Source organism: Blautia sp. An46 (assembly GCF_002161645.1).
Classification (GTDB): domain Bacteria; phylum Bacillota; class Clostridia; order Lachnospirales; family Lachnospiraceae; genus Blautia; species Blautia ornithocaccae.
The window spans coordinates 212,718-238,206 of sequence record NZ_NFIF01000001.1 but is presented as its reverse complement, the minus strand read 5'-3'; the positions used below and the strand labels follow the sequence as shown (position 1 = coordinate 238,206).

General features: G+C 45.7%; 26 protein-coding genes. 2 read left to right on the top strand and 24 right to left on the bottom strand.

Going from position 1 to position 25,489, the window contains the following annotated elements; all coding sequences use genetic code 11:
• Nucleotides 1-5 precede the first annotated feature (5 nt).
• The 4 genes from B5G00_RS01115 to B5G00_RS01100 all read right to left on the bottom strand — a co-directional run bounded on the left by B5G00_RS01115 (nt 6) and on the right by B5G00_RS01100 (nt 3,206).
• Entirely contained in the window at nt 6-260 is a 255-nt protein-coding gene (locus tag B5G00_RS01115) for a PRC-barrel domain-containing protein (RefSeq protein WP_087267193.1), read from the bottom strand.
• Nucleotides 261-325: 65 nt separating this feature from the next.
• Nucleotides 326-1,348, bottom strand: coding sequence for a sugar kinase (locus B5G00_RS01110; protein WP_087267190.1), 1,023 nt, complete (start codon nt 1,346-1,348; stop codon nt 326-328).
• 150 nt (nt 1,349-1,498) lie between these two features.
• Nucleotides 1,499-2,524 carry a sugar kinase gene (locus tag B5G00_RS01105; RefSeq protein ID WP_087267187.1) on the bottom strand — a complete coding sequence of 342 codons (1,026 nt, stop codon included), beginning with the start codon at nt 2,522-2,524 and terminating at the stop codon, nt 1,499-1,501.
• A gap of 40 nt (nt 2,525-2,564) precedes the next feature.
• Nucleotides 2,565-3,206, bottom strand: a complete 642-nt coding sequence (locus B5G00_RS01100) for a bifunctional 4-hydroxy-2-oxoglutarate aldolase/2-dehydro-3-deoxy-phosphogluconate aldolase (protein ID WP_087267184.1) — start codon at nt 3,204-3,206, stop codon at nt 2,565-2,567.
• Between the two features lie 189 nt (nt 3,207-3,395).
• On the opposite strand from B5G00_RS01100, the gene B5G00_RS01095 reads away from it, so the two are divergent.
• The gene (locus B5G00_RS01095; RefSeq protein ID WP_087267181.1) at nt 3,396-4,151 is read left to right on the top strand and encodes an IclR family transcriptional regulator; all 756 of its coding nucleotides are present in this window, start codon (nt 3,396-3,398) and stop codon (nt 4,149-4,151) included.
• Nucleotides 4,152-4,418: 267 nt separating this feature from the next.
• On the opposite strand, the gene B5G00_RS01090 is transcribed toward B5G00_RS01095, so the two are convergent.
• The 5 genes from B5G00_RS01090 to aroD all read right to left on the bottom strand — a co-directional run bounded on the left by B5G00_RS01090 (nt 4,419) and on the right by aroD (nt 8,377).
• A complete protein-coding gene (locus B5G00_RS01090; RefSeq protein ID WP_087267178.1) occupies nt 4,419-4,610 on the bottom strand; it encodes a hypothetical protein in 192 nt (63 codons plus the stop codon).
• A 20-nt stretch (nt 4,611-4,630) separates the two neighbouring features.
• The gene (locus B5G00_RS01085) at nt 4,631-5,584 is read right to left on the bottom strand and encodes an SPFH domain-containing protein (protein ID WP_087267656.1); all 954 of its coding nucleotides are present in this window, start codon (nt 5,582-5,584) and stop codon (nt 4,631-4,633) included.
• A 203-nt stretch (nt 5,585-5,787) separates the two neighbouring features.
• On the bottom strand, nt 5,788-6,501 hold the full coding sequence (gene sigE / locus B5G00_RS01080) for an RNA polymerase sporulation sigma factor SigE (protein WP_242971251.1): 714 nt from the start codon (nt 6,499-6,501) through the stop codon (nt 5,788-5,790).
• A gap of 33 nt (nt 6,502-6,534) precedes the next feature.
• On the bottom strand, nt 6,535-7,386 hold the full coding sequence (locus B5G00_RS01075) for a sigma-E processing peptidase SpoIIGA (RefSeq protein ID WP_087267174.1): 852 nt from the start codon (nt 7,384-7,386) through the stop codon (nt 6,535-6,537).
• A 229-nt stretch (nt 7,387-7,615) separates the two neighbouring features.
• On the bottom strand, nt 7,616-8,377 hold the full coding sequence (aroD, locus tag B5G00_RS01070; RefSeq protein ID WP_087267171.1) for a type I 3-dehydroquinate dehydratase: 762 nt from the start codon (nt 8,375-8,377) through the stop codon (nt 7,616-7,618).
• Between the two features lie 133 nt (nt 8,378-8,510).
• Here aroD and B5G00_RS01065 point away from each other — a divergent pair, with 133 nt between their 5' ends.
• Entirely contained in the window at nt 8,511-9,398 is an 888-nt protein-coding gene (locus B5G00_RS01065; RefSeq protein WP_087267168.1) for a shikimate dehydrogenase, read from the top strand.
• 142 nt (nt 9,399-9,540) lie between these two features.
• Here B5G00_RS01065 and B5G00_RS01060 read toward each other — a convergent pair whose 3' ends face one another.
• The 15 genes from B5G00_RS01060 to ychF form a co-directional block, all read right to left on the bottom strand.
• Nucleotides 9,541-10,032 carry a MogA/MoaB family molybdenum cofactor biosynthesis protein gene (locus B5G00_RS01060; protein WP_087267166.1) on the bottom strand — a complete coding sequence of 164 codons (492 nt, stop codon included), beginning with the start codon at nt 10,030-10,032 and terminating at the stop codon, nt 9,541-9,543.
• 33 nt (nt 10,033-10,065) lie between these two features.
• Nucleotides 10,066-10,542, bottom strand: coding sequence for a cyclic pyranopterin monophosphate synthase MoaC (gene moaC, locus B5G00_RS01055; protein WP_087267163.1), 477 nt, complete (start codon nt 10,540-10,542; stop codon nt 10,066-10,068).
• A gap of 103 nt (nt 10,543-10,645) precedes the next feature.
• Nucleotides 10,646-11,800 (bottom strand): cell division protein FtsZ, encoded by a 1,155-nt coding sequence (ftsZ, locus tag B5G00_RS01050; protein WP_087267651.1) that lies wholly within the window; start codon nt 11,798-11,800, stop codon nt 10,646-10,648.
• Between the two features lie 202 nt (nt 11,801-12,002).
• Nucleotides 12,003-12,866, bottom strand: coding sequence for a cell division protein FtsQ/DivIB (locus B5G00_RS01045; RefSeq protein ID WP_087267160.1), 864 nt, complete (start codon nt 12,864-12,866; stop codon nt 12,003-12,005).
• A 12-nt stretch (nt 12,867-12,878) separates the two neighbouring features.
• Nucleotides 12,879-14,138, bottom strand: a complete 1,260-nt coding sequence (gene murA / locus B5G00_RS01040) for a UDP-N-acetylglucosamine 1-carboxyvinyltransferase (protein ID WP_334293296.1) — start codon at nt 14,136-14,138, stop codon at nt 12,879-12,881.
• A gap of 72 nt (nt 14,139-14,210) precedes the next feature.
• Nucleotides 14,211-15,302, bottom strand: a complete 1,092-nt coding sequence (locus tag B5G00_RS01035) for an FtsW/RodA/SpoVE family cell cycle protein (RefSeq protein ID WP_087267154.1) — start codon at nt 15,300-15,302, stop codon at nt 14,211-14,213.
• Nucleotides 15,303-15,364: 62 nt separating this feature from the next.
• The gene (murD, locus tag B5G00_RS01030) at nt 15,365-16,750 is read right to left on the bottom strand and encodes a UDP-N-acetylmuramoyl-L-alanine--D-glutamate ligase (protein ID WP_087267151.1); all 1,386 of its coding nucleotides are present in this window, start codon (nt 16,748-16,750) and stop codon (nt 15,365-15,367) included.
• A 20-nt stretch (nt 16,751-16,770) separates the two neighbouring features.
• A complete protein-coding gene (gene mraY / locus B5G00_RS01025; RefSeq protein WP_087267149.1) occupies nt 16,771-17,730 on the bottom strand; it encodes a phospho-N-acetylmuramoyl-pentapeptide-transferase in 960 nt (319 codons plus the stop codon).
• An 87-nt stretch (nt 17,731-17,817) separates the two neighbouring features.
• Nucleotides 17,818-19,542 (bottom strand): peptidoglycan D,D-transpeptidase FtsI family protein, encoded by a 1,725-nt coding sequence (locus B5G00_RS01020; RefSeq protein ID WP_087267146.1) that lies wholly within the window; start codon nt 19,540-19,542, stop codon nt 17,818-17,820.
• A gap of 148 nt (nt 19,543-19,690) precedes the next feature.
• Nucleotides 19,691-21,874: a peptidoglycan D,D-transpeptidase FtsI family protein gene (locus B5G00_RS01015; protein ID WP_242971245.1), complete on the bottom strand. Its 2,184-nt coding sequence runs from the start codon at nt 21,872-21,874 to the stop codon at nt 19,691-19,693.
• Between the two features lie 12 nt (nt 21,875-21,886).
• Nucleotides 21,887-22,369, bottom strand: coding sequence for a hypothetical protein (locus B5G00_RS01010; RefSeq protein WP_087267143.1), 483 nt, complete (start codon nt 22,367-22,369; stop codon nt 21,887-21,889).
• Between the two features lie 30 nt (nt 22,370-22,399).
• Nucleotides 22,400-23,341 (bottom strand): 16S rRNA (cytosine(1402)-N(4))-methyltransferase RsmH, encoded by a 942-nt coding sequence (gene rsmH, locus B5G00_RS01005; RefSeq protein WP_087267140.1) that lies wholly within the window; start codon nt 23,339-23,341, stop codon nt 22,400-22,402.
• 18 nt (nt 23,342-23,359) lie between these two features.
• Nucleotides 23,360-23,791 (bottom strand): division/cell wall cluster transcriptional repressor MraZ, encoded by a 432-nt coding sequence (gene mraZ / locus B5G00_RS01000; RefSeq protein ID WP_087267645.1) that lies wholly within the window; start codon nt 23,789-23,791, stop codon nt 23,360-23,362.
• A gap of 246 nt (nt 23,792-24,037) precedes the next feature.
• Nucleotides 24,038-24,250 (bottom strand): Spo0E family sporulation regulatory protein-aspartic acid phosphatase, encoded by a 213-nt coding sequence (locus B5G00_RS00995; RefSeq protein WP_087267137.1) that lies wholly within the window; start codon nt 24,248-24,250, stop codon nt 24,038-24,040.
• A 132-nt stretch (nt 24,251-24,382) separates the two neighbouring features.
• Nucleotides 24,383-25,480, bottom strand: coding sequence for a redox-regulated ATPase YchF (gene ychF / locus B5G00_RS00990; RefSeq protein WP_087267134.1), 1,098 nt, complete (start codon nt 25,478-25,480; stop codon nt 24,383-24,385).
• Nucleotides 25,481-25,489: the final 9 nt, after the last annotated feature.

Here is a 25,489-nt window from a genome sequence, read left to right as displayed (position 1 = left end):
TGTTCTTATTCCTTTTTAAGGAACTTTTCTTCCTTGATTTCCACCAGGATAATATCCTCTCCTATCTGCCGAATGCAGGAAAAAGGAATCACATATTCACTGGTAGATCCGAAAAATCCGCACATTTTCCCCGGAAGGGGTACGATCAGGGCCTTTATACATCCGGTTTTGCAGTCAAACTCCACGTCCAGCGGACAGCCCAGGGTCCTGCAGGAACAAATATTGATCACTTCTTTTTGTCTAAGTTCACAGACACGCATAAAAAATCCCCTGTGCCATAACCTGTTAATATAGCTTATGTACACAGGGGTAATTCTGTTACCTTTTATCTGTCCATCTCAAGCTGAACGCCGGTATTCTTATGATTTTTAATGATTCTGTCAATCTCCTCCAGGCCACAGGAAGGCAGGTCTCCCGGAATGGTATTCTTCACAGAGCTGGTAGCATTTCCATATTCCAATGCTTTCTGGCAGTCAAAGTCATGGGCCAGCAGTCCATAGAGGGCTCCGGAAATATAGGCGTCTCCGCTTCCGATACGGTCTACTACTTCAATGTTCCGGTATGGCTCTTCCTGATAGAACTTGTCTTCTTTTGCATTATAGATCACAGATCCGAAAGTATGTACCTTTGGACTGTGAACAATCCTCTGGGTAGAGGCCACGATGGACAGGGGATATTCCTTTGCAAAGCTTCTCATGATCTCATACACATCTCCTTCTTTTAAGAAGGTCAGTTTGGCTGTCTCCTCAGAGCAGAAGAAAATATCTACATAAGGCAGGATGCTTTCAATACACTCCTTTGCCTCCGGTCCTGTCCAGAGATTTCCTCTGAAGTTTACGTCAAATGAGATAAGAGCGCCGTTTTCTTTAAAGCGTTTCATCATTTCGATTCCCACTTTTCTGGTATTTTCAGAAAGAGCCAGGGTAATTCCGCTGGTGTGGAAACACTTTGTGGAAGAAAACATGGATTCCGGCAGCTCATCCAGGGAAATTTTACAGAAAGACGCATGTCTCCTGTCATATACCACGCTTGGCTTTCTTGGATACGCTCCGTCTTCGTAGTAGTAAATACCCAGACGGGCATCCGGATCCTGATCATAAACCAGATAATCATCGCTGACGCCGCAGAAACGGACACGGTTCTTTGCATAGGTTCCCAGGGCATTATCCGGCAGCTTGGAGATCACCCCGGTCCGCAGACCCAAAAGAGAAACTCCTGAAACTACATTCAGTTCTGCTCCTCCTACCTGTTTCTGAAAGGTCTCACCTCTTACAATCCTTTCATTGTTCGGCGGTGAAAGCCTCAGTAAGATTTCTCCCAATGACAGCAGGTCAAAGTCCTTTTTCATTTTTTTACACCTCCACTTTTATTTTCCCCGATTATAACAAGAGGATGTCCTGAGAAACAGTATGAAGATATATAAATGTTTCCCAGGGCACCCCTTTCTATTAATAAATGTTCCCCAATGGCATAAGGGTTCTCATTTAGCGATATTTAATTATCTCTGAACACGGCCTGAACCGTCTCCGCCTGCCAGCTTCAGCACCTCGTCCATGGATACCATGTTGAAGTCGCCTTCGATAGAATGTTTCAGGCAGGAAGCAGCTACTGCGAATTCGATAGTAGCCTGAGCATCATAACCATTTAAGCATGCACAGATCAGTCCGCCGCCGAAAGAATCGCCGCCGCCTACACGGTCTACGATATGCATTTTATATTTTTTGCTGAAGTAGTAGTCCTTTCCGTCATAGAGCATAGCAGACCAGTTGTTGTCGTTTGCTGACAGAGACTCTCTCAGTGTGATAGCAACTTTCTGGAATCCGAAACGGTCAGCAAGCTGTTTTGCAACATCTTTGTATCCTTCATGGTTTACAGTACCCTGAGTTACATCTGTATCTGCTGCTTTGATACCGAATACATCGGCAGCATCCTCTTCGTTTGCGATGCATACGTCTACATATTTGCACAGCTCGCCCATAACTTCTCCGGCTTTTTCTTTAGACCACAGTTTGTTTCTGTAGTTTAAGTCGCAGGAAATAGTAGCACCGGCTTCTTTTGCTGCTTTGCAGGCTTCCAGACAGATTTTTGCCACTTCGTCGTTAAGAGCCGGAGTGATACCTGTAAAGTGGAACCATTCTACACCGTCAAAGATTTTCTTCCAGTCAAAATCAGAGGAAGAAGCAGTAGCGATAGAAGATCCAGCACGATCATAGATAACCTTGGAAGGTCTCTGAGAAGCGCCTTTCTCCAGATAGTAAATACCTACCCTGTCTCCGCCGCGTACGATATCAGTTGTGTCAACGCCATATTTTCTCAGAGAATTTACAGCTGCCTGTCCGATTTCGTGTTTTGGAAGTTTTGTAACGAATTTTGCATCAAATCCGTAGTTTGCCAGAGAAACAGCTACATTTGCTTCTCCGCCGCCGTAGGTAGCGCCAAAGGTATCTGCCTGAACAAAACGATAGTAACCTTCCGGGGCCAGTCTCAACATAATTTCACCAAAAGTAACAACTTTCTTTGCCATGATCATATCTCCTCTATAATTTCTATGCTTGTTATCCTGCTTATTTATTTCTGATCTGAGCAGCCAGTTTTACGGCTTCTTCTGTCAGAGATTTAATCTCGTCAAATTTTCCTGCTTTAACCAGGTCCCCTTTTACCATCCAGCTTCCGCCGCAGGCAACGATCTTGTCGCAGCTTAAGTAGTTTTCCAGGTTCTTTGCATTTACGCCGCCGGTAGGCATGAATTTCAGCCCTACATAAGGAGCTGCCATAGCTTTGATAGTAGCTACGCCGCCAAACTGCTCAGCCGGGAAGAATTTTACAACCTTTAATCCTCTCTTAACAGCCTGAGCTACTTCAGAAGGAGTGATAACTCCCGGGAATACAGGAATGTCTTTGCTCAGACAGTAGTCTACAATCTCAGGATCGAATCCTGGACTTACGATAAATTTAGCTCCTGCTGCTACTGCTCTGTCTACCTGGTCAATAGTCAGAACTGTACCTGCTCCCACGAACATATCCGGATATTCAGAAGCCATAATCCGGATGGACTCCTCAGCTGCTGCTGTACGGAATGTTACCTCTGCACAGGGAAGACCTCCCTCTACCAGTGCTTTTGCCAGAGGCGCTGCGTCTTTTGCATCCTCCAGAACTACTACTGGTACTACACCTAACTCTGCAAATCTTTCTGCTGCTGTGCTCATAATACTTCCTCCTTATACTTTTTCGTTTCATATTATGAAATGTTGTTTCGTCATGTGGTATGTCTTTATCTGCATTATACTACTGTGACTTAAAAAGTCAAGAGATTTTTTTCAGTTGCCACAATCTTCTGAAAGTGTTACAATAGCGCCTGAATAATATTATGATTTCACAAACAGGAGTGTTTGATCATGGAAAATAAAAACCCTATCCAGGTAGCAGATCGACTGTTTCTTGTACTGGAAACTCTGGCGGACACAGGCTCCGTCACACTGGCAGATCTCTGCCGCCAGCTGGACCTAAATAAAAGCACCCTCCATCGCCTTCTCAGTTCACTGATCTACATGGGCTATGTAAAGCAGGACGGTGAAACCGGAAAATACAGCCTCTCTCTGAAGCTCCTTGGCCTTTCCAATAAACTTCTGGTACATATGGACATTCTGGATGCAGTACGTCCCAGCCTGAAAGTTCTGGCTCAGGAAACCGGAGAGACTGTCCACTTCGTCCAGTTGGACGGTGTTGAAGCTGTGTATATCTACAAAGAAGAGTCCACTCAGAATTCTGTTCGTATGGTTTCCAAAGTTGGCAGCCGGATTCCTCTTTACTGTTCCGGTGTAGGAAAAGCCATAGCCGCCGATATGGACCAGTCTCAGATACAGTCCATCTGGGAACACAGCACAATCCGAAAACTAACACCTCATACTATTATAGATTATACCCAGTTTCTGGAGAAAATTAAAGAGGCAAGGGAAAAAGGTTATGCCCTTGACGATGAGGAAAATGAGCTGGGAGTCCGCTGTATTGCCGTAGGTCTTCCAGATTACCGGGGAAGAGCCAAATACGCTTTCTCCATCTCTGCTCCGGCTTCCAGAATGACTGACCAACGCCTGGAAGAACTGGCCCAGATCCTTCTGAAAACGAAAAAAGAAATCTTGAAAAATATGTAGTCCTGCATCCTTTTCCATATCCTGAATTTTTTGAGTATGTTCAGCCGACCACAAAAAAGACTGCTGCAAAGAACTTTCCGCCGGAATTTTTCCGTTCAAAGTTCTCTGCAAGCAGTCTTCTTTATTGCTATATATATGTATCTTATATATCATAAAACGCTTCTGTTATTGAAATTTCACTGCCGTGCCGTAGGCCATGATCTCAGCGGCCCCCTGGGCTACCGTTGCAGAAGAAAATCTGGCACAGATTCTTCCCCTTTCAGGATCTTATTCTTCCGGTTTCCTGTGTTTTTTTCTGTATTTTACACATTCTGTCAGCAGATACTCGATCTGTCCATTCATGGAACGGAAATCATCCTCCGCCCACTGGGCAATCTCATTCCAAAGAGAGACCGACAGTCTCAGAGGCACCTGCTTTTTTGCCTTTTCTTTTCCTTTGCTTTTATTTTCCTGTTCCAGAATGTGTCACCACCTTATCTTTAATACAGGCTGCCGCTGTTTACAATAGGCTGGGCATCCTTGTTTCCGCAGAGCACTACCAGAAGATTGCTGACCATAGCCGCTTTTCTCTCCTCATCTAACTCTACAATGTTATTTTCATTCAGCTTATCAAGGGCCATTTCTACCATTCCTACGGCTCCTTCCACGATTTTCTGTCTGGCATCAATAATAGCGGCTGCCTGCTGTCTCTGAAGCATGGCAGATGCGATTTCCGGCGCATAAGCCAGATGAGTGATCCGCACATCCAGAATCTCGATTCCTGCGTTCTCTACCTTTTCCTGAAGTTCTCCCTGCATAATATCCGCAATCTCCTGGCTGCTGCCCCTGAGAGATTTCTCATCTCCTCCCTCAGCAGAATCGTAGGGATATATTCTGGTAGTATTCCGGATAATGGAATCGCACTGAATGGATAGATAGTCATTGAAGTTTTCCACATTCAGCACTGCTCTGGTAGGATCCACCACCCGCCATATCACTACTGCAGCAATCTCCACAGGGTTTCCCATAGCGTCATTTACTTTCTGCCTGTCATTGTTCAGTGTTCTGGTTTTAAGAGATACTTTTCTGGATTTTCCTGTAGTGGCCGGTATATCTTTCACTGTAGGATTAATCGCCGACACAAAGGGATTTACCCAGTAAAAACCATCTTTTTTCAGTGTTCCGTAATAATTACCAAAAAGAGCCAGCACCAACGCTTCATTAGGATTGATCACCTTCAGTCCGCACAGCAGAATAAAGAAGATCAGCAGCAGTACCAGTCCTGCCAGTATCAGCCAGCCTCCTGCGCCTCCTCCTGTAGCGGAAAGTCTCATAATCCCGTAGAGCAGCGCCGCTCCTCCAAGGACCAGTCCCAGAATCCCCACAAAAAGCATCAGGTATCCGGACATTGCCTTTAATTCTTTCTCTTCCTGAATCTTACCTTGATTACCCATACAATACCCTCCTTTGCAGGAGCCTGCCATCGGAATATTTTCCATGGCTCCCCTCTTATGTGATAATTTACTTTGATATTATTTTGATATCATTATAGTACCTTAGATTTTAATGATTGTCAATAGTTCTTCAAAAAGAAAACCCGCCGGACGGCATTTATAAAATGCCAGTCCTGACGGGCTTTTTATACCGTTATTATGTCTTATTCATACCTGACGATTTCTTTTTTCAGTCTCTTCATGATCCGCTTTTCCAGCCGAGAGATATAAGACTGGGAGATTCCCAGCAGATCTGCAACCTCCTTCTGGGTCTTTTCCCTGCCATCAGGCATGTTAATTCCAAAGCGGAGCCGTACAATGGTCTGTTCCCTTTTTGTCAGCTTCCCGATAGCTTTTCCGAGAAGTTTTCTCTCCACTTCATTTTCAATATCTTTGTAAATTACATCCTCATCGGTTCCAAGGATATCTGACAAAAGCAGTTCATTCCCATCCCAGTCTACATTCAGAGGCTCATCTATAGACACCTCCAGCTTTGTCTTACTGTTTCTTCTCAGATACATAAGGATCTCATTTTCAATACATCGGGAGGCATAAGTAGCCAGTTTGATTTTTTTCACCGGGTCAAAGGTATTAATAGCCTTTATCAATCCTATGGTCCCTATGGAAATCAGGTCCTCTACTCCCACTCCTGTATTGTCAAATTTTTTGGCGATATAGACTACCAGACGAAGATTATGTTCTATAAGGGCAGCCCTTGCATCCTGGTCTTCCCCTTCTCTGAGCTTATCAATCTGCACCTTTTCTTCTTCCGGAGAAAGAGGGGCAGGCAGTACCTCCGCACCCCCGATATAATGCATCTCATTTCCTGCCGGCAGTAAAATTCCTGTAAATCTCGAAAACTGAAATCCTTTTTTCATACAAACATCCATCTTCACAAAGCTCCTCCTTAACTAACTGTCCAGAATCTTGGGACTGATAATTATCTCGAATTTTCCGTAAGGAGACAGAGGGGCGTCAGAAAGTCCTATGGCAGCCTGGGACAGACAGATTTTTTTCCCTTCCCAGAAAATAACCAGCCTGTCTGCCGTTACTACAGGGAGAAGTCCCCGTTCACAGCCCAGAGCCGTATAGATGAGAAACCGCGGTTTCAGATTTTCTGCATCTCCTTCCCCGAAATCTTCCATAGCACAAAAACTTTCCAGCGCATCCTGCTGCTTTTTCTCCAGCATACCGGAAAACCTGCTCTTTTCCATAACACACACAGGTTTGCCTGTGTCTGTATCTGTTAGGCAGTTTCCGGTATCCAACAGTCCTTTTAATTCTATTTTCTGTCCTCCTGTTTCCAGGATCACCCGGCACCTGAGGACAGCTTTTCCTTTTAAGTATTTAAAGAGTCTTATGCCTGTGTTTAAAATCCAATAAGCGGTAAATGTGATCGTAAAAAAAATCAGGATTCCTTTTCCTGCCCTGGGAGGCAGGGCATACAACAGTCCTCCCAGCAAAAAAGATATGCCCCAGCAGGCCAGAACGCCTGCCAGCAGTTCCTTTCCTCTGCAAGGCCTACAGTCCAGCCAGACCATTGCAAAGGACATTCCAATGGAAAAAATCAGTATATTCACTGTATTGATCTCTTTTGAAAGCCAGAAAAACAGGGAGATTCCAAGGGCTCCCGCCAAAGCTCCCAGCAAAGCCCTCCAGGGTTTGGCAGACCCCCGGAGTATCCGGTTTGTCAGGCAGAGCACAAGAAAATCCATAAATAGATTTACTACGAAAAACACATCTATGTAAAATTCGTAGTACACAAAACACCCCCTAAACCTCTACATGACTCTCTTACTTATCTGGAATAAGCAATGTTCATTATAGAGGTCAGGGGGTGCTGATTTTGTCAAAACCGCTTGGCTGGAGCCAAAATCTTTTCGACAGCCTGCTCCTGTTTTTTTCTTCTTATGTTACCTGGGTTATGTTACCCTTTGGCCCAGAAGGGCCAAAGGACCTCTCTCTAGACCCGAAAGGCTGTATCTAGGCCTATCAGGATAAACTTTCATGGATATTTTTCAGGATATTACGCATATTCTCCACCCCGGCCTGGCCTGGAGCAGAAGCGTTCCTTCCTGCTGCAAAAGTCAGAGCCGAACCTGTGATTTCTCCGCAGATACGGCTGAGAAATCCGGTCTCTCCCATAGACATGGTGATCAGAGGCCGGTCATATTTATCCGCCGCCTCTCTGGTCACCTCCAGAAGGGAAAGGAGGTCCTTAAACTGACCGGGCATAACCGCCATCTTTAAGATATCAGCCCCACTGTCATACATCCTGTCCAGACTCTCATAAAGAGCTTCCTTGGGCGGCGTCCCTTCAAAATGATGATTGGAGGCCACCACTTTTACGCCTTTCTCCTGAAGCTGTTTTACCAGCTCCCCAGATGACTCTTCCCGGAAAAATATTTCTACATCTGTCAGCTGGACAAGACCTGTCTCAGCTGCAGCATTCAGGAGCTTTACATAATTTTCAAAAAGAATCTCCCGGCAGCCTCCTTCTCCTGCGGTGCGGAAGGTAAAAAGAAGGGGAATTTGTCCCAGTCTGTCATTTATTGTCCTCAACATTTCCAGGACTTTTTCTACTTTCTCTCCTTCTTCATAACAATCTGCCCGCCATTCTGCCAGGTCTGGTTTCTGTCTCTGGATTTCCTCAATATCCAGAAAGATTTCTTCCCTGGTTTCCCCGGTAATGGGAATACAAATTTTCGGGATTCCCCTTCCGATTTCCATATTTCCTATCTTTACTGTTTTCATTATTCTTTCTTCCTTTCTCTCCGCCCTTTCCTTCTTGACAGCAGAGATATATCATCCTAAACTAAAATCAGCGTCCATAGAGATGAAACCAGGCCTCAAAGACCTGGAATATATACAAACAGGAGGTATTTATATGTCTGCAATTACCGGCAATACCCGTCTTACAGGTCTTTTAGGAAGCCCTGTAAAGCACAGTATCTCTCCCCTGATGCATAATTTCAGTTTCCAGTATCTTGGAATGGACTGTGTCTATCTGGCCTTTGATATAAACGAACAAACTCTGGAGAAAGCTGTTGAAGGGCTAAAAGCCCTTCAGGTCATGGGATTCAACCTTACTATGCCCAATAAAAACAAAATCCTGGAATATCTGGATGGCCTCTCCCCTGCAGCCCGGCTTATTGGGGCCGTTAATACTGTGGAAAATCAGAATGGCTGTCTCATCGGCCACAATACCGACGGAATCGGTTTTATGCGTTCCGTAAAAGAACAAGGCATTCAGATGAAAGGCCAGACTATGACCCTTATGGGAATCGGCGGAGCCGCCACAGCCATCTGTGCCCAGGCTGCCCTGGACGGAGTAAAAAAAATCCATATCTTCGCCCGAAGCGCCAGCTCTCATCTTCCCAGAATCCAGCATCTCTCTTCTGAGCTGGAAAAAGAAACTGCCTGTCAGATTTTTATTCATGATACCAAAGATCTGGATACTCTAAAAACTACAATGAAAGAAAGCCGGCTTTTTGTCAATGCCACCTCCGTTGGCATGGCTCCCCACACAGAGGGCTGCATATTGCCGGATCCTTCTTTTCTCTTTCCGGAACTGGCCGTAGCAGATATCATTTATTCTCCCTGGGAGACCAGACTGCTGACTATGGCCAAAGAAGCCGGCTGTATAGCTTTTAACGGCTATTCCATGCTTCTGTGGCAGGGAGCCGAAGCCTTTCACATCTGGACAGGACAGGAAATGCCTATGAAGCAGCTGAAAGACTATCTCCGGCAGAAAACCGGCATCTCCGGCATCTAAACATTAATCATGTACCAAGAATATTTATACATTTTATGCAAATTTGTCGAGGATAGCTTTGAGATCATAGGCTCAAAGCGGCACAGACTGAGCAATAAAATGTATAAAGATTCTTGATTTTGATCAACGTGACAGCCCCATGTCAGTTCTGACCGCAGTTTCCTGCGTCGCCACGGAGGATATCGATTCCATGTCCCAATGCTTCTATCACATACTCCAGACATTCCCTTACCGCCTTGGGGCTTCCCGGAAGGTTTACGATCAGGGTCCTTTTTCGGATACCTGCTGCCTGTCTGCTGAGCATTCCCCGTTTTGTCACCTCCATGCTGCAGGCCCGCATAGCCTCTGGAATCCCCGGTACCATACGCTGGCAAACATCCTGAGTAGCTTCCGGAGTAAAATCTCTGCTGGAGAATCCTGTCCCTCCTGTAGTCAATATCAGATCCGCCATGTCTTCATCTGCAATCCTTGCCATCTCTGCAGCCAGAAGGGCTCTCTCATCTGGAAGGATTTTCTGATATACCACCTGATATCCCTCCCGCCCCAGTATCTCGCAGATAACCTGTCCGCTGACGTCCTCTCGTTCTCCTCTGAACCCGCTGTCACTGGAGGTAATAACTGCTGCTCGTCTCATATTTTTCTCCTTTCATTTTAACGCCGTCTATTATTAAAAATGGAATTCTCCGCTTTTTCCGCCAGTCTTTTCTACCAGATGTATATCTGTGATCTCCATCCTCTTGTCAATAGCCTTGCACATGTCGTAGATGGTAAGAAGGGCTGTGGTGACTCCCGTAAGAGCCTCCATCTCCACACCGGTCTTCCCCTGGCACTTCACCGTACAGTATGCAGTGATCCGATTTTCCTCCGGTGAAAGTTCAAAATCCACATTGCATTTATCCAGCAGAAGTGTGTGGCAGAGAGGAATGAGAAAAGGTGTCTGCTTCACTCCCATAATCCCGGCGGTCCGGGCTATCCCCAGCACATCTCCCTTAGGGACCTGCTTTTCTCTGACCGCTTCCATGATTTCCTTGCTCACCAGGATACTTCCTCTGGCAATAGCTGTCCTGCTAGAGGGTTCTTTTTGAGAAATATCCACCATCCTGGCATTTCCCTGTTCATCAAAATGGGTAAATCCCTGTTCCATATCTGGCTCCTTTCCCGTTAATAACAAAGAGCTGCCGCATTAAACAACCATCAAGAATATTCCTGACATATGTTTAATACGACAGCTCTGTAATCTTACAGCTTTATCTTCTGTTTTTCAGGAAATCCGGAATCTGAATGTCCTTCTGCTGTACAGTGCTCTTAAACTGCGGCTGCTGGAAGGTTGGCTGCTGGAAAGTCGGCATCTGGTAAGATGGCTGTGGCTGCTCCTGCTGTGCCTTTCTTGGTGCCTGAGCCTTTGCTCCTCTTTCAGATTTAGAAGATTTCTTTTCTCTGGATACGCTGGCTTTTCTTGCAGTCTCATCATCCAGACCTGTTGCAATAACCGTGATCCTTACATAGTCAGCCTCTTTGTCATCATAGAGAGCACCAAAGATAATATTTGTATCCTCGCCTGTAAGGTTCTGAACATAGCTTGCTGCATCGTTGGCATCCATAAGAGAAATATCTCCGGATACATTGACGATAACATGAGAAGCTCCTTCGATGGTTGTTTCCAGAAGAGGACTGGATACAGCCTGCTGAACAGCATCCATGGCTTTGTCATCGCCTTTGCCTTCACCGATACCGATATGTGCGATTCCCTTGTCGATCATAACTGTCTGAACATCGGCAAAGTCCAGATTGATCAGAGCCGGCAGGTTGATCAGATCTGTGATTCCCTGAACTGCCTGCTGAAGAACCTCGTCTGCTTTCTTCAGAGCTTCCGGCATAGATGTACGACGGTCTACGATTTCCAGCAGACGGTCATTTGGGATAATGATCAGTGTATCTACACTTTCTTTTAATTTCTCAATTCCTGCCAGAGCGTTGCTCATACGTGTCTTTGCCTCAAAACGGAAAGGCTTTGTCACAACGCCAACGGTAAGGATTCCCATTTCTTTTGCAACTCCTGCAACTACCGGAGCAGCTCCAGTACCTGTGCCGCCGCCCATACCGCAGGTTACAAATACCATATCTGCACCCTGGATGGCCTGTTTGATCTCCTCGATGCTTTCCTCTGCTGCTTTCTCACCAATCTCAGGCTTTGCTCCAGCGCCCAGTCCTTTTGTCAGCTTTTCGCCGATCTGAATGATCGTAGGGGCCTTACACAGGGTCAAGGCCTGCTTATCTGTATTCACTCCTATAAATTCAACGCCGCCGATGGCTTCCTCCACCATTCTGTTTACTGCGTTATTTCCTGCTCCGCCTACGCCGATAACAATGATCTTTGCAGATGATTCAGCTTCATTTGTCATAATCTCTAACACGGTATTTCCTCCTTTAGCTCCCTTGTATGGTCTGAAATGCTATTTCACATTTTCTTCCTATTTTATGTTCCGGCAAAACCGGTATGTATCAGTCTGTATTATCTAGTTAATCATTACATATAGATATATAATATCTTTTTTTCTAAAATTAATCAACCGCAAATTTCACTTTTTATAAAAAAATCATATCTTACTGCTCCTGTCTGCTTCTGGTATCTGCAGAATCTGAGCCGTCGCTGTACTCCAGTTCATTCCCTGAAGTCCCAGTATCCGTTCCGCCTCCGGTTCCGTCAAAGGCGCTGCTGCTCTCTTCTTCGTCTCCGGAATCCTCCTCCTGGGTGGCGTCATCAAAGACCACTGATTCTGAATCCTCCGTGGTATTCTCCAGATGGAGGATTCCTGACATATCCTCAAGCTGGGGAAGGATCCCCACAAGACGGTTGATCTTTTCATCCATGTTCTCATCATCTCCCAGCCGGACTTCTATATCTCCGTAATACATTACCAGCTGGTTCAGATCATTAAAAGCCAGCCTGTCCGGTTTTTCTTCCATCTTTTCCAGCATTTTTCCCACACTGAGGATGGTATTCAACTTTCTCGTATTAATTCCAGTCAGCCGCTCTCCCTGAACAGCCTCTTTTACATCAATCCCTTCAATCTGGGGCACATTCTCCAGAGGCTCTTCTGTAATGATCTGTATAATGCCCTGACGGTCAAAATTTACACACTGCCCCTGAAATTCAATATAGCCGATCATTTGTTTTTCTTTCACTTGAAGAAGCAGAGTATTCCTGTTCACTCTGGAAATTGTGATACTGTCGATCATAGTCTCATCTTTTGTGCTTTTCTCTGTATTGATAAATCCCGCTAAAACAGAGTTATTCGCAATAGGCGCGTCCAGAACCATATTTTTTATCTGATCATCAGTATAAAAACTGTTGCCTTCTACCTGTACGCTGGTCACCCTGAATCCCAGGAAAAATACCAGAACAAAAATCAAAAGGATTCCCGCTACAGCTTCTATGATGATCCTGTACAGTTTTCTTCTGCTCATAAAGCGTCTCCCCTAATCTTTCTCAGTTCTTGCCCCGAGACAGTTCAAATCTCTAGAGATGTCCTCATATCCTCTCTCTATAAATTCTCGGTCTTCCACATAAGTTTCTCCCTGAGCACCCAGACCGGCTACCACAAGGGCGGCCCCTCCCCGAAGCTCTTCTGCCCTTACAATATTTCCTGAAAGCCTGCCTCCCTGAATCCTGGCAGTCTGTCCCTCCAGATGAATCTGCGCTCCCATTTTTCGGAGCTGCGGAACCACCTTGAATCGGTCTTCAAATATATTCTCTTTTATCTGGCTCCATCCCCAGGCCCGGGTAAGGACTGCCAGAAATACCGATTGAAGATCTGTGGGAAAGCCGGGATAAACACCGGTTTCCATCCACCGGACAGGCCTGTATGCCCTCTGGCTGCATAGAAACAGTTTACCACTGTTATATGCGTATTGTCCACCTATTTTCTCATATGCCCCAAGGAGGGCTCCCATTTCTTTTATGGGAGGTTCCAGAAGTATTCCTTTTCCTCTGGTAATAGCGCTGGCGCACACATAAGTACCTGCGGCAATCCTGTCTGCCGGTATGGTAAATACAGTATCCTGAAGTCTGGGAACTCCCTGTATTGTCAGGCAGGAAGTTCCTATGCCCCCTATCTTTCCCCCAGCCTGGTTCAGAAATCGGCAGAGCCATGTCACTTCCGGCTCTCTGGAGCCTCCTCTTATAACTGTGGTCCCCTGGGCGCAAACCGCCCCCAGGACAGCATTCTGCGTGGCCCCTACACTAGGTCTGGGGAAGGAAATCTCTGCCCCTTTAAGCCCCCTGGTCCTTCCATAGAGCAGCCCTTCTTCTGTCTCCACAAATTCTCCTCCCAGTTCTCTGAGAGCCTTCAGATGCAGGTCAATGGGCCTGGAGCCGATTACACAGCCACCAGGAAAAGGGAGCACCGCTTCTTTGCACCTTCCCAGGAGGCTTCCCAGCAGTACAATAGACGAACGCATTCTTTCACCCAGCTTTTTTTCTACCTGGCAGCAGCTAATATTCCGAGCCCAGATTTCCAGAGTGTCTCCCTGCCAGCTGGTTCCTGCCCCCAGGCTTTTAAGCACTTCTTCCATGAGAAGGACATCGGCTATACGGGGGCATCCCTTCAGCACAGTTGTTCCTCTATTTAAAAGAGCGGCTGCCATAACAGGCAATGCCGCATTTTTTGAACCCTGTATCCTTACTTCTCCTTCTAAAGGAATTCCCCCTTTAATCCTAATTCCGCCCAAGCCACACACTCCTCTTAATACATTCCGTTTTGCAAAACACTATCTGGAATTATTCTATGCAGGGCCTCCTGCATTGGTGATTCAATCCTTTCTCCTCCTGCTTACAGACAGGGCAATCCCCATTTCTCCCAGAAGAAACAATACCGAAGTGCCTCCGTAACTGATAAAAGGCAGAGTAATCCCTGTGTTTGGAATCGTATTGGTCACCACCGCGATATTCAATATCACCTGAATAGCCATATGAGCCATGATCCCTGCAGCCAGCAGGCTCCCGCACAGATCCTGGGCATGGGTTGCTGTGACCATCAATCTCCAGATCAGCAGGCCGAAAACCAGGATTACCAGACATCCTCCTGCAAGGCCGGTCTCTTCACATATAATAGAAAAAATCATATCATTCTGAGCCTCTGGCACAAATCCCAGCTTCTGAAGACTGCTCCCCAGGCCCTTTCCGAAAATCCCTCCGCTGCCAATGGCGTACAGACCCTGGATCGTCTGAAATCCCTTCTCGTAGGCCTCGGGATTTCTCCAGATAGCCAGACGCTCCAGCCTGTAGCTGGCCATTCCAAGAAAAATTCCGATAAAAACCACTCCAACCCCGCCGATCCCCACAAAAGGCAGGTATCTGGGATTGGATACAAAAATCAGGATCACGCCGATTCCCAGAATAATAACGGCAGTACTCAGGTTGTTGGTTCCCACCAGTCCTACGATAGGAAGAAGTATTGCCATCCGCCCTGCCATATAAAGTATTCCCCGGTTTTCTTCTTTTCCCTTTGTGATCACCCAGGCAAGAAGCAGTATCACAGCTACCTTGGCAAATTCTGAAGGCTGAAAAGATAACGGCCCCAGAGACAGCCATCTCTTAGAGCCGTTATATTCATCTCCGAAAAGCAGCACTGCCAGTGACAGCAGCAAAGAAACCCCATAGAGAAAAGGAGCCATTTTCACCAGAAAATGATAATCCATGAAAGATACCAGATACATGCCCATAAGTCCCAGGGAAGTGGCAAACAGTTGTTTTTTGAAGTAATATGCAGAGTCATGAAACTTTACTCTTCCATTGTAGGCGCTGGTGCTGTAGAGAAAGATCAGTCCGCAGACCACCAGAAGAAGTACCAGGAATATCAGAAGACCGTCTGCAGTCTTCTCTTTTTTCTTCCTGCTTTCCAAACAAGCCTCGCCCCTTTTGCACCTGTTCTTTCTAAATATATGGATTCTTTTCCTCTCTTATGTCAGTTTTCTTCTTTCATCATCCTCCGGACATATTCTTTAAATTTGTCTCCCCGCTGCTCATAATTGTCAAACTGTCCCCAGCTTGCACAGGCGGGAGAAAGAAGAACGGCGTCTCCTTTCTGGGCCTTTTGGGCACAGATTTTCACCGCTTCCTCCAGATCATCTGCCAGAATGGTATTGTAAAATCCACATTCATGGGCAGCCTTCTGGATCTTTTCTCTGGTCTGACCGATCAGGACCAGATATTTTACCTTTCCGTCAAAAGCATTTATCCATTCTTCGTATGAGGACTCCTTATCATATCCCCCTCCGATAAGCAGGGTAGGCCGTTCCATAGCCTGTATGCCCTTAATGGCCGCATCAGGATTTGTTCCTTTTGAGTCATTATAGTAAGCCACTCCGTCAATTTCCTCTACAAACTCAATCCTGTGGGGAACTGCCTTAAAGGCCATGACAGTACGGCGGATAATCTCAACAGGCACTCCTGCATACCAGGCCATAGCTGCTGCCGCCATGACGTTTTCATAATTATGTTTTCCCAGAAGATAAAGGTCTCCTGTCTTTACGATTTCTGTCTCCTCATCCTCTGTCTTCATAATGATCCGGTCTCCCTCCAGGAAGATTCCCTGGGGAAGTCTCCTTTTGCTGGAGAAAAATACCGGCGTGGCAGGACATCTTTCTGCAAACTCTCTCAGTTCTTTATCTTCATAGTTCAGGATACAATAATTTTCTTTTGTCTGGTTCACTGCAATGAGCTCTTTTACCCGGATATATTCTTCCATAGTATGATGTCTGTTCAGATGGTCTTCTGTGATATTCAAAATAGCAGACACCTCAGGAGCAAAGCTCTCTATGGTCTCCAGCTGAAAACTGCTGATTTCCGCCACCACATAGCTGTCATCCTTTGTGGAAAGAGCGGCGCCGGTATAGGCATTTCCAATATTTCCCACCACAAAAACGGAATCACTGTAAGCCTTCATGATCTCTCCCAGAAGAGCCGTAGTCGTAGTCTTTCCATTGGTACCTGTGATAGCCAGGACTCTTCCTTTCCCCATCTGGTAGGCCAGTTCTACTTCTCCCCAGATTGTTATTCCCTTTGCTCTTATCCTCTCTACTGGAGAAATGTCCTGAGGCACTCCCGGACTCATCACCGCCAGTTCCAGGCTCTCTATAACATTATCAGGAAGTTCTCCCAGAATAATCTGACAGTCACAGCCTTCCGGCAGTTTTCTTCTGACCTCTTCTTCTTTCAGTTTCTCATTGCCATCATACAGCAGGATCTGGGCTTCCACTTCTGCCAGAAGTTTCACAGCGCCCATTCCGCTGATCCCGGAACCAAAGACCAGGACATTCTTTCCTTTTAAATTTTCTCTCTGTAATTTCATGCTTTTATCTCCTTATCTGCCTATACTCCCATAAGAGCTATCAGACATAAAATAGCTGTAATTACGGAAAACACTGCCACAACTCTTGTCTCAGACCATCCGCACAGCTCAAAATGATGGTGGATAGGAGCCATCTTAAAGAATCTTTTTCCATGAGTAGCTTTAAAATAAGTTACCTGAATTATTACAGATAAAACTTCCACTACATAAACCAGTCCTACGATCAATATGAACAGGGGCATCTGAAGCATGTAAGCAGTACCTGCCACAAAACCTCCAAGGGCCAGGGAACCTGTATCTCCCATAAAAATCTTGGCTGGATAGACGTTAAAGAGCAGGAATCCCATAAGGGCGCCCACCACTGCACAGGTAATAGGTTCTATACCGCTGTTTGTCCCAATAGCCACCACAGAAAAGAATGTGGCTACGATTATAGTTACAGAAGAAGCCAGCCCGTCCAGTCCGTCTGTAAAGTTTACTCCGTTTACTGTGCCGATCACTGCGATAAACAGAACAGGAACAGCCAGGATTCCAAGATTCAGCTCATATTCCGGGAAAAACGGAATCTTCATAGCCAGAGACACGTCGGTAAAATTCACCAGATAAAAAGCAAAAATCGCTGTCACGATGATCTGGCAGGCCATCTTCTGTCCAGGCATTAATCCGTCAGAACGCTTCAGCACTACTTTCAGATAGTCATCCAGAAATCCTATAATTCCAAAACCCAGAGTTAAAAATAATATGGGAATGATCTTCGGATAATTTCCAACGAAAAAAATCGATGTCACCACTGTAGAAAGCAGGAAAATAATTCCTCCCATTGTGGGAGTTCCTGCCTTCTTTAAGTGAGACTGAACGCCTTCTGTTCTCTCTGTCTGTCCCATTTTCAATTTTCTCAGATAAGGAATGATAATGGGCCCCAAGATCACGCTGATGACAAAAGCCAGCAGCACCGGTAAAACCACGTTAAAATCTGCCATAGTACACCTCATTTTTCTATGTATTTTTTGCTCTTCCTAGTATAATGCTTTTTCTCCCGATTTTCAAGACTTCCTCCAGTATCCCTATCAGCCCTCAATTCCCATGTAGGGCAGGATGTTCTGATAAATATCTTTCATCACCGGAGCCGCTATGGTTCCTCCATAATAAACGCCCTGGGGGTCATAAATCACAACAATACCCAGAATCTGTGGATTTTCCGCAGGGGTAAACCCAAGGAAAGAAGAAATATAGCGGTTTTCGCTTCTCGGCAGAGTCTGGGATGTGGCAGTCTTGCCTCCAATGGTCCTTCCCTCTATAGCGGCGTTTTTTCCGGAACCTTCGGACACTACTTTTTCCAGGATATAGCGGACCTCCTCAGATACCTGAGAGGAAACAATTCCCTCCTGGGTCTCATAAGAAAGTTCTTCTATGAGATTCCCATCATTATCTGTCACCCGGACGCCAAAATGAGGCGTCACCCTTTTACCGCCATTAACAATGGAACTGACTGTAGTCGCCAGCTGTATAGGCGTAATCTGAAAAGACTGGCCAAAAGAAATCGTCGCCAGCTCTACCTGACCGATATCCTCTTTTTTATGCATGATCGTTCCCGCCTCTCCCGGCAGGTCGATGCCAGTCTTTTCCATAAGTCCGAATTTTTCAAAATAATGATAATAGGTTTCCGCCCCCAGGCGCAGCCCGACCTCGATAAACACAGGATTACAGGAGTTCATAGCCCCCTCTACAAAGTTTTCAGCTCCATGCCCCGTTCTTTTATGGCAGTGGATCCTTCGGTCTTCTACAATCTTATAGCCAGGACAAGAAAACTGGTCATCCAGGTCTACCACACCCTGGGACAGACCTACAGCCATTGTAATAATCTTAAAAGTGGAACCAGGCTCATAAGTATCATTAATAGTAGGGTTTCTCCACATCTGATTACAGGCGTCCTGAAATTCTTCCTCTGTCATCTGGGAAGTATCCTGATCTGTATTCAGTGTAAAAGGGTCGTTCAGATTATATTCCGGCACATTTACATTGGCATAGATTTCTCCATTCTGAGGATTCATAAGAAGTATTGAAACTCCCTGGGCCTCCTTTTCCTCCATCACCTTTAAAGCTGCCTGCTGGGCATACATCTGAATGTTTTTATCCAGACTGGTCTGAAGATTATAGCCTTCTACCGGCTCTATCCGGCTTTCCCCCAGTTCAGACAATTCCACACCTCTGGCATCTGTGGTTGTAAGAATTTTGCCGTCTATTCCCTTGAGAACATCTTCATATTTTACCTCCAGACCTACGATTCCCTGGTTGTCTCCCCCGGTAAAGCCCAGCACCTTAGAGGCCAGTTCTTCATAGGGATAGTCTCTCTTATAATCTTCGTCTACTTTTACTCCATCTAATCCATAACTTCGAATTTTATCTCCCACACTTTTTTCCACATTTGTCTCTATCCTCTCTATAGAGGAAACCGTCTCTACCCGTTTTCTGGCAATCTCTTCTGAAATCCCCAGTTCCTTCACCAGCATGGCAATGACCTTCTCCGGCTCTGTAATCTGGCTGTGGATCACAGATATGGTACAGACTGCCTTATTATCTGCAAGGACTTCTCCGTTGCAGTCCAGGATCTTACCTCTGGCCGCCTTAATATCTCTCTCCCGTTCATGGAGTTCCTGGGCCTTTTCCGAATAATAATCCGAGCGGATCACCATAAGGTAAAACATTCTCCCTGCAAGACCAAGGAGCATACAGACAAACACGCCAAAGACTATTACCGTCTTCTTTTTATGATAAGTTCTGTTTTTCTTCATAAGAGAGCCGCTCCTGCTGTCTGATCCCTGCTATTATATGCAGTTCTCCCCAAAAAAAGAAGGAGCCTGCATTAATCATATGTCAGGAATATTTATACATTTTAAATGTATAAATATTCTCGATGTTGATTAATGCCGCAGCTCCTTCTTATTCTTGGGCGGATGATCCGCCGCTGTCATCTTCCTGTCCGAAGTTTTCTAATTCCTCTGTGTCATAGACATCTTCCTCATAGGAGGGATCATTTTCATCAATCTCTGCCTCTTCATTGGTAATGCCGTCTGAATATTCATCGTTCAGCTCTGTTTCCTGAGGATCTCCATCTCCGTATCCCTGATCAAGGACTGTGCCGTAAGGATTGGATACGCCGTCCTCAACAATATCTGTAAACTTAGGCACTCCATAAAAGCCCTGCCACAATACAGTCTCCCCTGTAGTTTCCTCGTCCTGAGGGATATTCATATACGGAAGTACTTCTGACAGAATGGCCTGAGCCAGATACTGAGCGTAAGTGCTGGAAGCCTGGCTGTCCACGTTGGGCGTATCCACGACTACATAGATCAGCACTTCCGGATCATCAAGGGGTGCAAAACCAATGAAAGATACCAGATAATTGTCCTTTGTATCATCTGCCAGTTTTTCTGCTGTTCCGGTCTTACCGCCCATGGAATAGCCCTGTACCTTAGCAGACTGGCTGGTACCGCTCTCCACACTCATTCCCATATATTCCCGGACAGCAGCTGAAACCTCTTCTGAAATAGGCTCTTTCATAACGGTAGGCGTAATATTCTCCAACACTTTTCCGTCCTGGTCTGTAACAGACTTTACCAGATGAGGCTGATAATAGGTTCCGCCATTGATCGCCGCTGCCATTGCTGAAATTTCCTGTATCATGGTACAGGTAAATCCCTGTCCGAAAGCCGAAGTTGCCAGCTCCATCTCATTCATGTTTTCCTCTGAGAAAAGGATACCGGTTCCCTCTCCGGGGAGGTCAATGCCTGTACGGGTTCCAAAATTAAATTTACTCTGATACTTAAGAAATTCTGCTGCTCCCATTTTTCTGCCGATAGCCATCATACCGTCGTTGCAGGAATTCTGGATAACCTCTCCCAGAGTTTCTACACCGTGAGCATTAGGATAAACTGCGCATCTTACAAAATCTTCCCCAATCTGCTGTCCGCTGTCGCAGTAAAAAGTGTCATTTTCTGTCACTGCCCCGGATTCCAGAGCACTGGCCACTACAATAGGCTTCACTACAGAACCCGGCTCATAGTCTTCGGTGATGCAGAAATTGTTCCACATAGAGAATAGGGCGTTTTTGGTTTCCTCGTCATTCATCTCTTCGATTTTTTCCTCAGTATAGATACCAGACAAATCTCTGGGATTATTTAGATCATAGCTTCCAGAGCTGGCCATTGCAAGGATTTCTCCTGTATCAGGGTCTTCAATGATAACACCTATATTTTCTGCACCCTTTTTCTGTTCTCCCTCCACATTATTGGGACCTGCGGAAAGAGCCGTGTTTAAGGCTTCAATATACTTTTCAGCAATTCCCTGTATAGTAGCATCCAGAGTCGTAGTAAGATTTTTCCCATCTACAGCCTCTACAATGGTCTGAGCCTGATCTGTATCTTCACTGAGATAGCCGAATTTTCTGCCGTTGGTCCCGTTTAGGGTACTGTTATAGTATCCCTCAAGTCCCCAGTCTGCAGTATTTCCTGCGTCAGTAAAGCCAATGACATCACAGGCCAGATCTTCCAGCGGGTAAACTCTCTCATAGTCATCCTCAAAATAGATTCCCTGGACGTTGCTCCTCCTGGTTCTTTCCTCCTCAGATAAAGCAGCACGCTCTTCTTCATCTTCTGGAAGTTCATTGGCGGCTTCAAAAGCATTTTTATCATCCATAGAAACCTCTGTCTCCAGGATCTGATATTGGCTGGAGCTGGTTTCTTCATTGTCCAAAAGGCCCTCTATGGTTTCCCTGTCAATATTAAAATATTCTTCCAGGGCTGCAATAGTAGGCTCCCTGTAATCTTCATTATAGTTTACCGCCTGGCAGTCCAGGATCAGGTTATATACCTTTACGCTGTTGGCCAGCACCGTACCGTTCCTGTCTGTAATGGTACCTCTCCGGAATGGTATGGTCGTATTGGTATACTGCTGCTGAGACTGAGAAAGAACCTGTCTGGCATAGCGGTTTCCTTCCCTGGCATTTATTACGGTAATTCCTACCAGTAAACCGGCGAAAGCCAGCAGAGTCACTCCAAATACCCCCGCCAGCTTTCGTTTCATTTTCTTTGTTAATTTTCTTTTCTTTGATTCCTGTTTATTCAATCTTCCACCTGCTTAGTTCTCCGGGACGTCCTGATACTGCCTTACATAGCTGTTATTTCCCGGCGTATAGTACCGAATCTGGTCTTCTGTTGCATACTGCATACCCAACTCATTAATGGCCCTGTCTCTGATCTCGTCCAGGTCAACTCCAGTAATCACTTCGCTGTAATATGCATCGTTGTCTTCTTTCAGCTGATTAAGCTCCAGTTCCCTGCTGGCCACCACACTTCTCTGGGCAGTGACCTGAGCAGTAAGCTTTATATAGTGGACACAGGCTGCAGTGGCAAGGGCGCATACCAGACTTAGGAAAACAATATAACCTCTGCTGATGCTGGTGCTTTTTGCCCGGTTCCTTTTTGCCCGTCTGCTTAGTTCTTTCTTTGGCTGTTCAGGTACCTCCTCCAAGCGGCGCGCTGCATTACCGTCATCATAATACCCGGTATATCTCTGCCTTTTTCGATTATCATATTTGTTTCGGTTCCTTGTACTTGCCATGAAACTCTCCCTTTTCCGGACTCTCTGCCTCTACTTACTCATTCGCTCAAATACCCGCAGCTTGGCACTTTTGGAACGGCTGTTATTTTCCAGCTCCTCCTGGCTTGGAAGAATAGGCTTTCTGGTAATGACTTTTCCTTTTGATTTCTTCCCGCATACGCATACGGGAAAATCCGGCGGGCAGGTGCAGGGGTTTTCGTTTCTCCTGAAAATCGTTTTTACGATCCTGTCCTCCAGAGAATGGAAAGTAATGATACAGATCCTGCCTCCATCATTTAAAAGGTCGATCATATCATCCAGACTGTCTCTTAAAACATCCAGCTCCTGATTCAGCTCAATCCTGATCGCCTGGAAAGTCCGTTTGGCCGGATGGCCGCCCACAGCCCTCATTTTCATAGGGATGGCATGTTTAATGATTTCTGCCAGTTCTCCTGTGGTCTCTATATCTTTTTCCTGTCTTGCCAGGCAGATATGCTTTGCGATATTTTTTGCGAATTTATCTTCCCCATAGTCACGGATAATGCGGTACAGCTCTTTTTCGCTGTAGGTATTCACAATATCCCTGGCAGTCCGGGGATTTCTCTGGTCCATACGCATGTCAAGAGGGACATCTTCCCTGTACGTAAATCCTCTCTCCTTGTTGTCCAGCTGGTAGGAAGATACCCCCAAATCTAAAATAATCCCATCTACTGATGGAATTCCAATCTTCTGTAATTCCTTTTTCATGTTGCAATAGTTGCTGCGGATGATGGTTACATTCTCCCCGAATTCCTTTAACCGCTCACCCGCAGCTTTTATCGCAGCTTCATCCTGGTCTATACCTATCAAGCTCCCCTTGGCAGATAGCTGCTGACATACCGCATAGGAATGTCCGCCGCCTCCCAGTGTTCCATCTACATAAATCCCATCCGGTTTTACCCTTAAATTCCGGACGGTCTCTTCCAGTAATACGGATTGGTGTTTAAATTCCATTTTTTTCTCCTGGCTTTCTCAGATTACAATGCCCATATCCTGCATACCCTGTGCAATGGCATCCATATCTTCATAGTTGCTGTTCTCCAGCCATTTTTCCTTACTCCAGACTTCAATCCTTGTAAGATTACCAGTCAGCACCACATCCTTAATAAGACCGGCAAATTCCCGAAGCGTCTGCGGTACGAGAATTCTCCCCTGCCTGTCCAATTCACACATTGTTGCACTGGCTACAAAGAAACGTAAGAAGGCTCTTGCATTTTTATCATTAAGTGGTAAAGCTTTCAGCTTTTCTTCAAAGTTTTTCCATTCATCTTTGGGATAGATAGACAGACATCCGTCTAAGCCTTTGGTAAGTACGAACTCCTCTCCCAGTTCTTCTCTGAACTTGGAAGGAATGATCATTCTCCCCTTTGCGTCAATCGTATGACTGTACTCTCCCATGAACATATGAATGTCACCTTCCTTCGTGAGGATACGATTCTCCCCTTCGTGCCCTCCATGGTCCAAATGGACTGCTTCTGCCATCAGCCACCCATTTGCTACCACTTTTCACCACTTTCTACCACTTATATGCCCATTCTATACTAAACTTATAGAAAACGCAAGAGGAACGTATGTTTTCTTTCAAAAACAAAAGGCAGAAAAAGCCCCTGCAAATCGTGACTTTCTCTGCCTTTTTCCCTGTTTTCAGTTTCAGCAGCCCTTCCTGTTCCCTGTCTCCATATAGGTGATATCCATATTCTCCTGGCTGTCCGGGCTGTTGTTCCTGCTCAGATATTCTTCGATCAGACCGTCCAAAAGACGGCTGATATCCAGAATCCTGCTTTCTGTCATTCTGCCTGCTATGGCGGCATTCAGATCTTCTCTGGTATTTTCAATTTCTCTTTTTAGTTCTATCTGTGTCATTTATTAACTCCTGCAGTTCTTTCTCTCTACCACTAATCTTTCAGTACCACTACTGCGCTCACGCTGGCCGCAGATAAAACTTACATCTCAGCCTCAGGGGACTGAATGTAGGATTTCTGATTTTTACCTGTTTTATACATTAAACCGGAAAAGGATCACATCTCCGTCCTGAACCACATAATCCTTGCCTTCCATGCGGACCAGCCCTTTTTCTCTGGCCCCTGCATAGGAACCGCAGTCCAGAAGATCCTGATAATTTACGACCTCAGCTTTGATAAATCCTCTTTCAAAATCTGAATGAATCTTTCCTGCCGCCTGAGGCGCCTTGGTCCCTACCTTAATAGTCCAGGCTCTTGTCTCATCCTCTCCTGAAGTAAGGAAGCTTAACAGTCCCAGAAGTCTGTAGCTGGCCACGATCAGTTTTTCCAGGCCGGACTGTTTGATTCCCAGGTCCTCCAGGAATTCCTTTTTCTCGTCATCCTCCAGCTCTGAAATCTCCTGCTCGATTTCTGCACACAGAGCAAATACCTCGCTGCCAGTCTCTGCTGCATATTCCCGTACCTTCTGTACATGAGGATTGGACTGAGCGTCATCTGCCAGATCATCCTCTGAAACATTGGCGGCATAGATTACCGGCTTATATGTGAGGAGATTATACTCCTTCATATATCCTTCCTGATCCTCATCTTCCAGCTCAACAGTGGAAGCTGGCTTTCCATCTTCCAGATGAGCCTTTATTTTCTTTAAAAATTCCAGCTCTTTTGCTGCATCTTTATCCATTCTGGCAGTTTTTGTTGTCTTCGCGATCCTTCTCTCCAGAATCTCCAGGTCAGAAAAGATCAGTTCCAGGTTAATCGTCTCAATATCTCTCATAGGGTCAATGGAACCATCCACATGGACTACATTTTCATCTTCAAAGCAGCGTACCACATGAACGATGGCGTCTACTTCCCGGATGTTAGCCAGAAACTGGTTGCCCAGCCCTTCTCCCTTGGAAGCGCCTTTTACCAGACCTGCAATGTCAACAAATTCAATAACTGCCGGAGTCACTTTCTTGGAATGATAAAAGTCACCCAGAAGCTTCAGCCTTTCATCTGGCACTGCAACAATTCCCACATTGGGGTCTATAGTGCAGAAAGGATAGTTTGCTGACTCTGCTCCTGCTTTTGTAAGAGAATTAAATAAGGTACTTTTGCCTACATTTGGCAGTCCCACAATTCCTAATTTCATAATACTGAT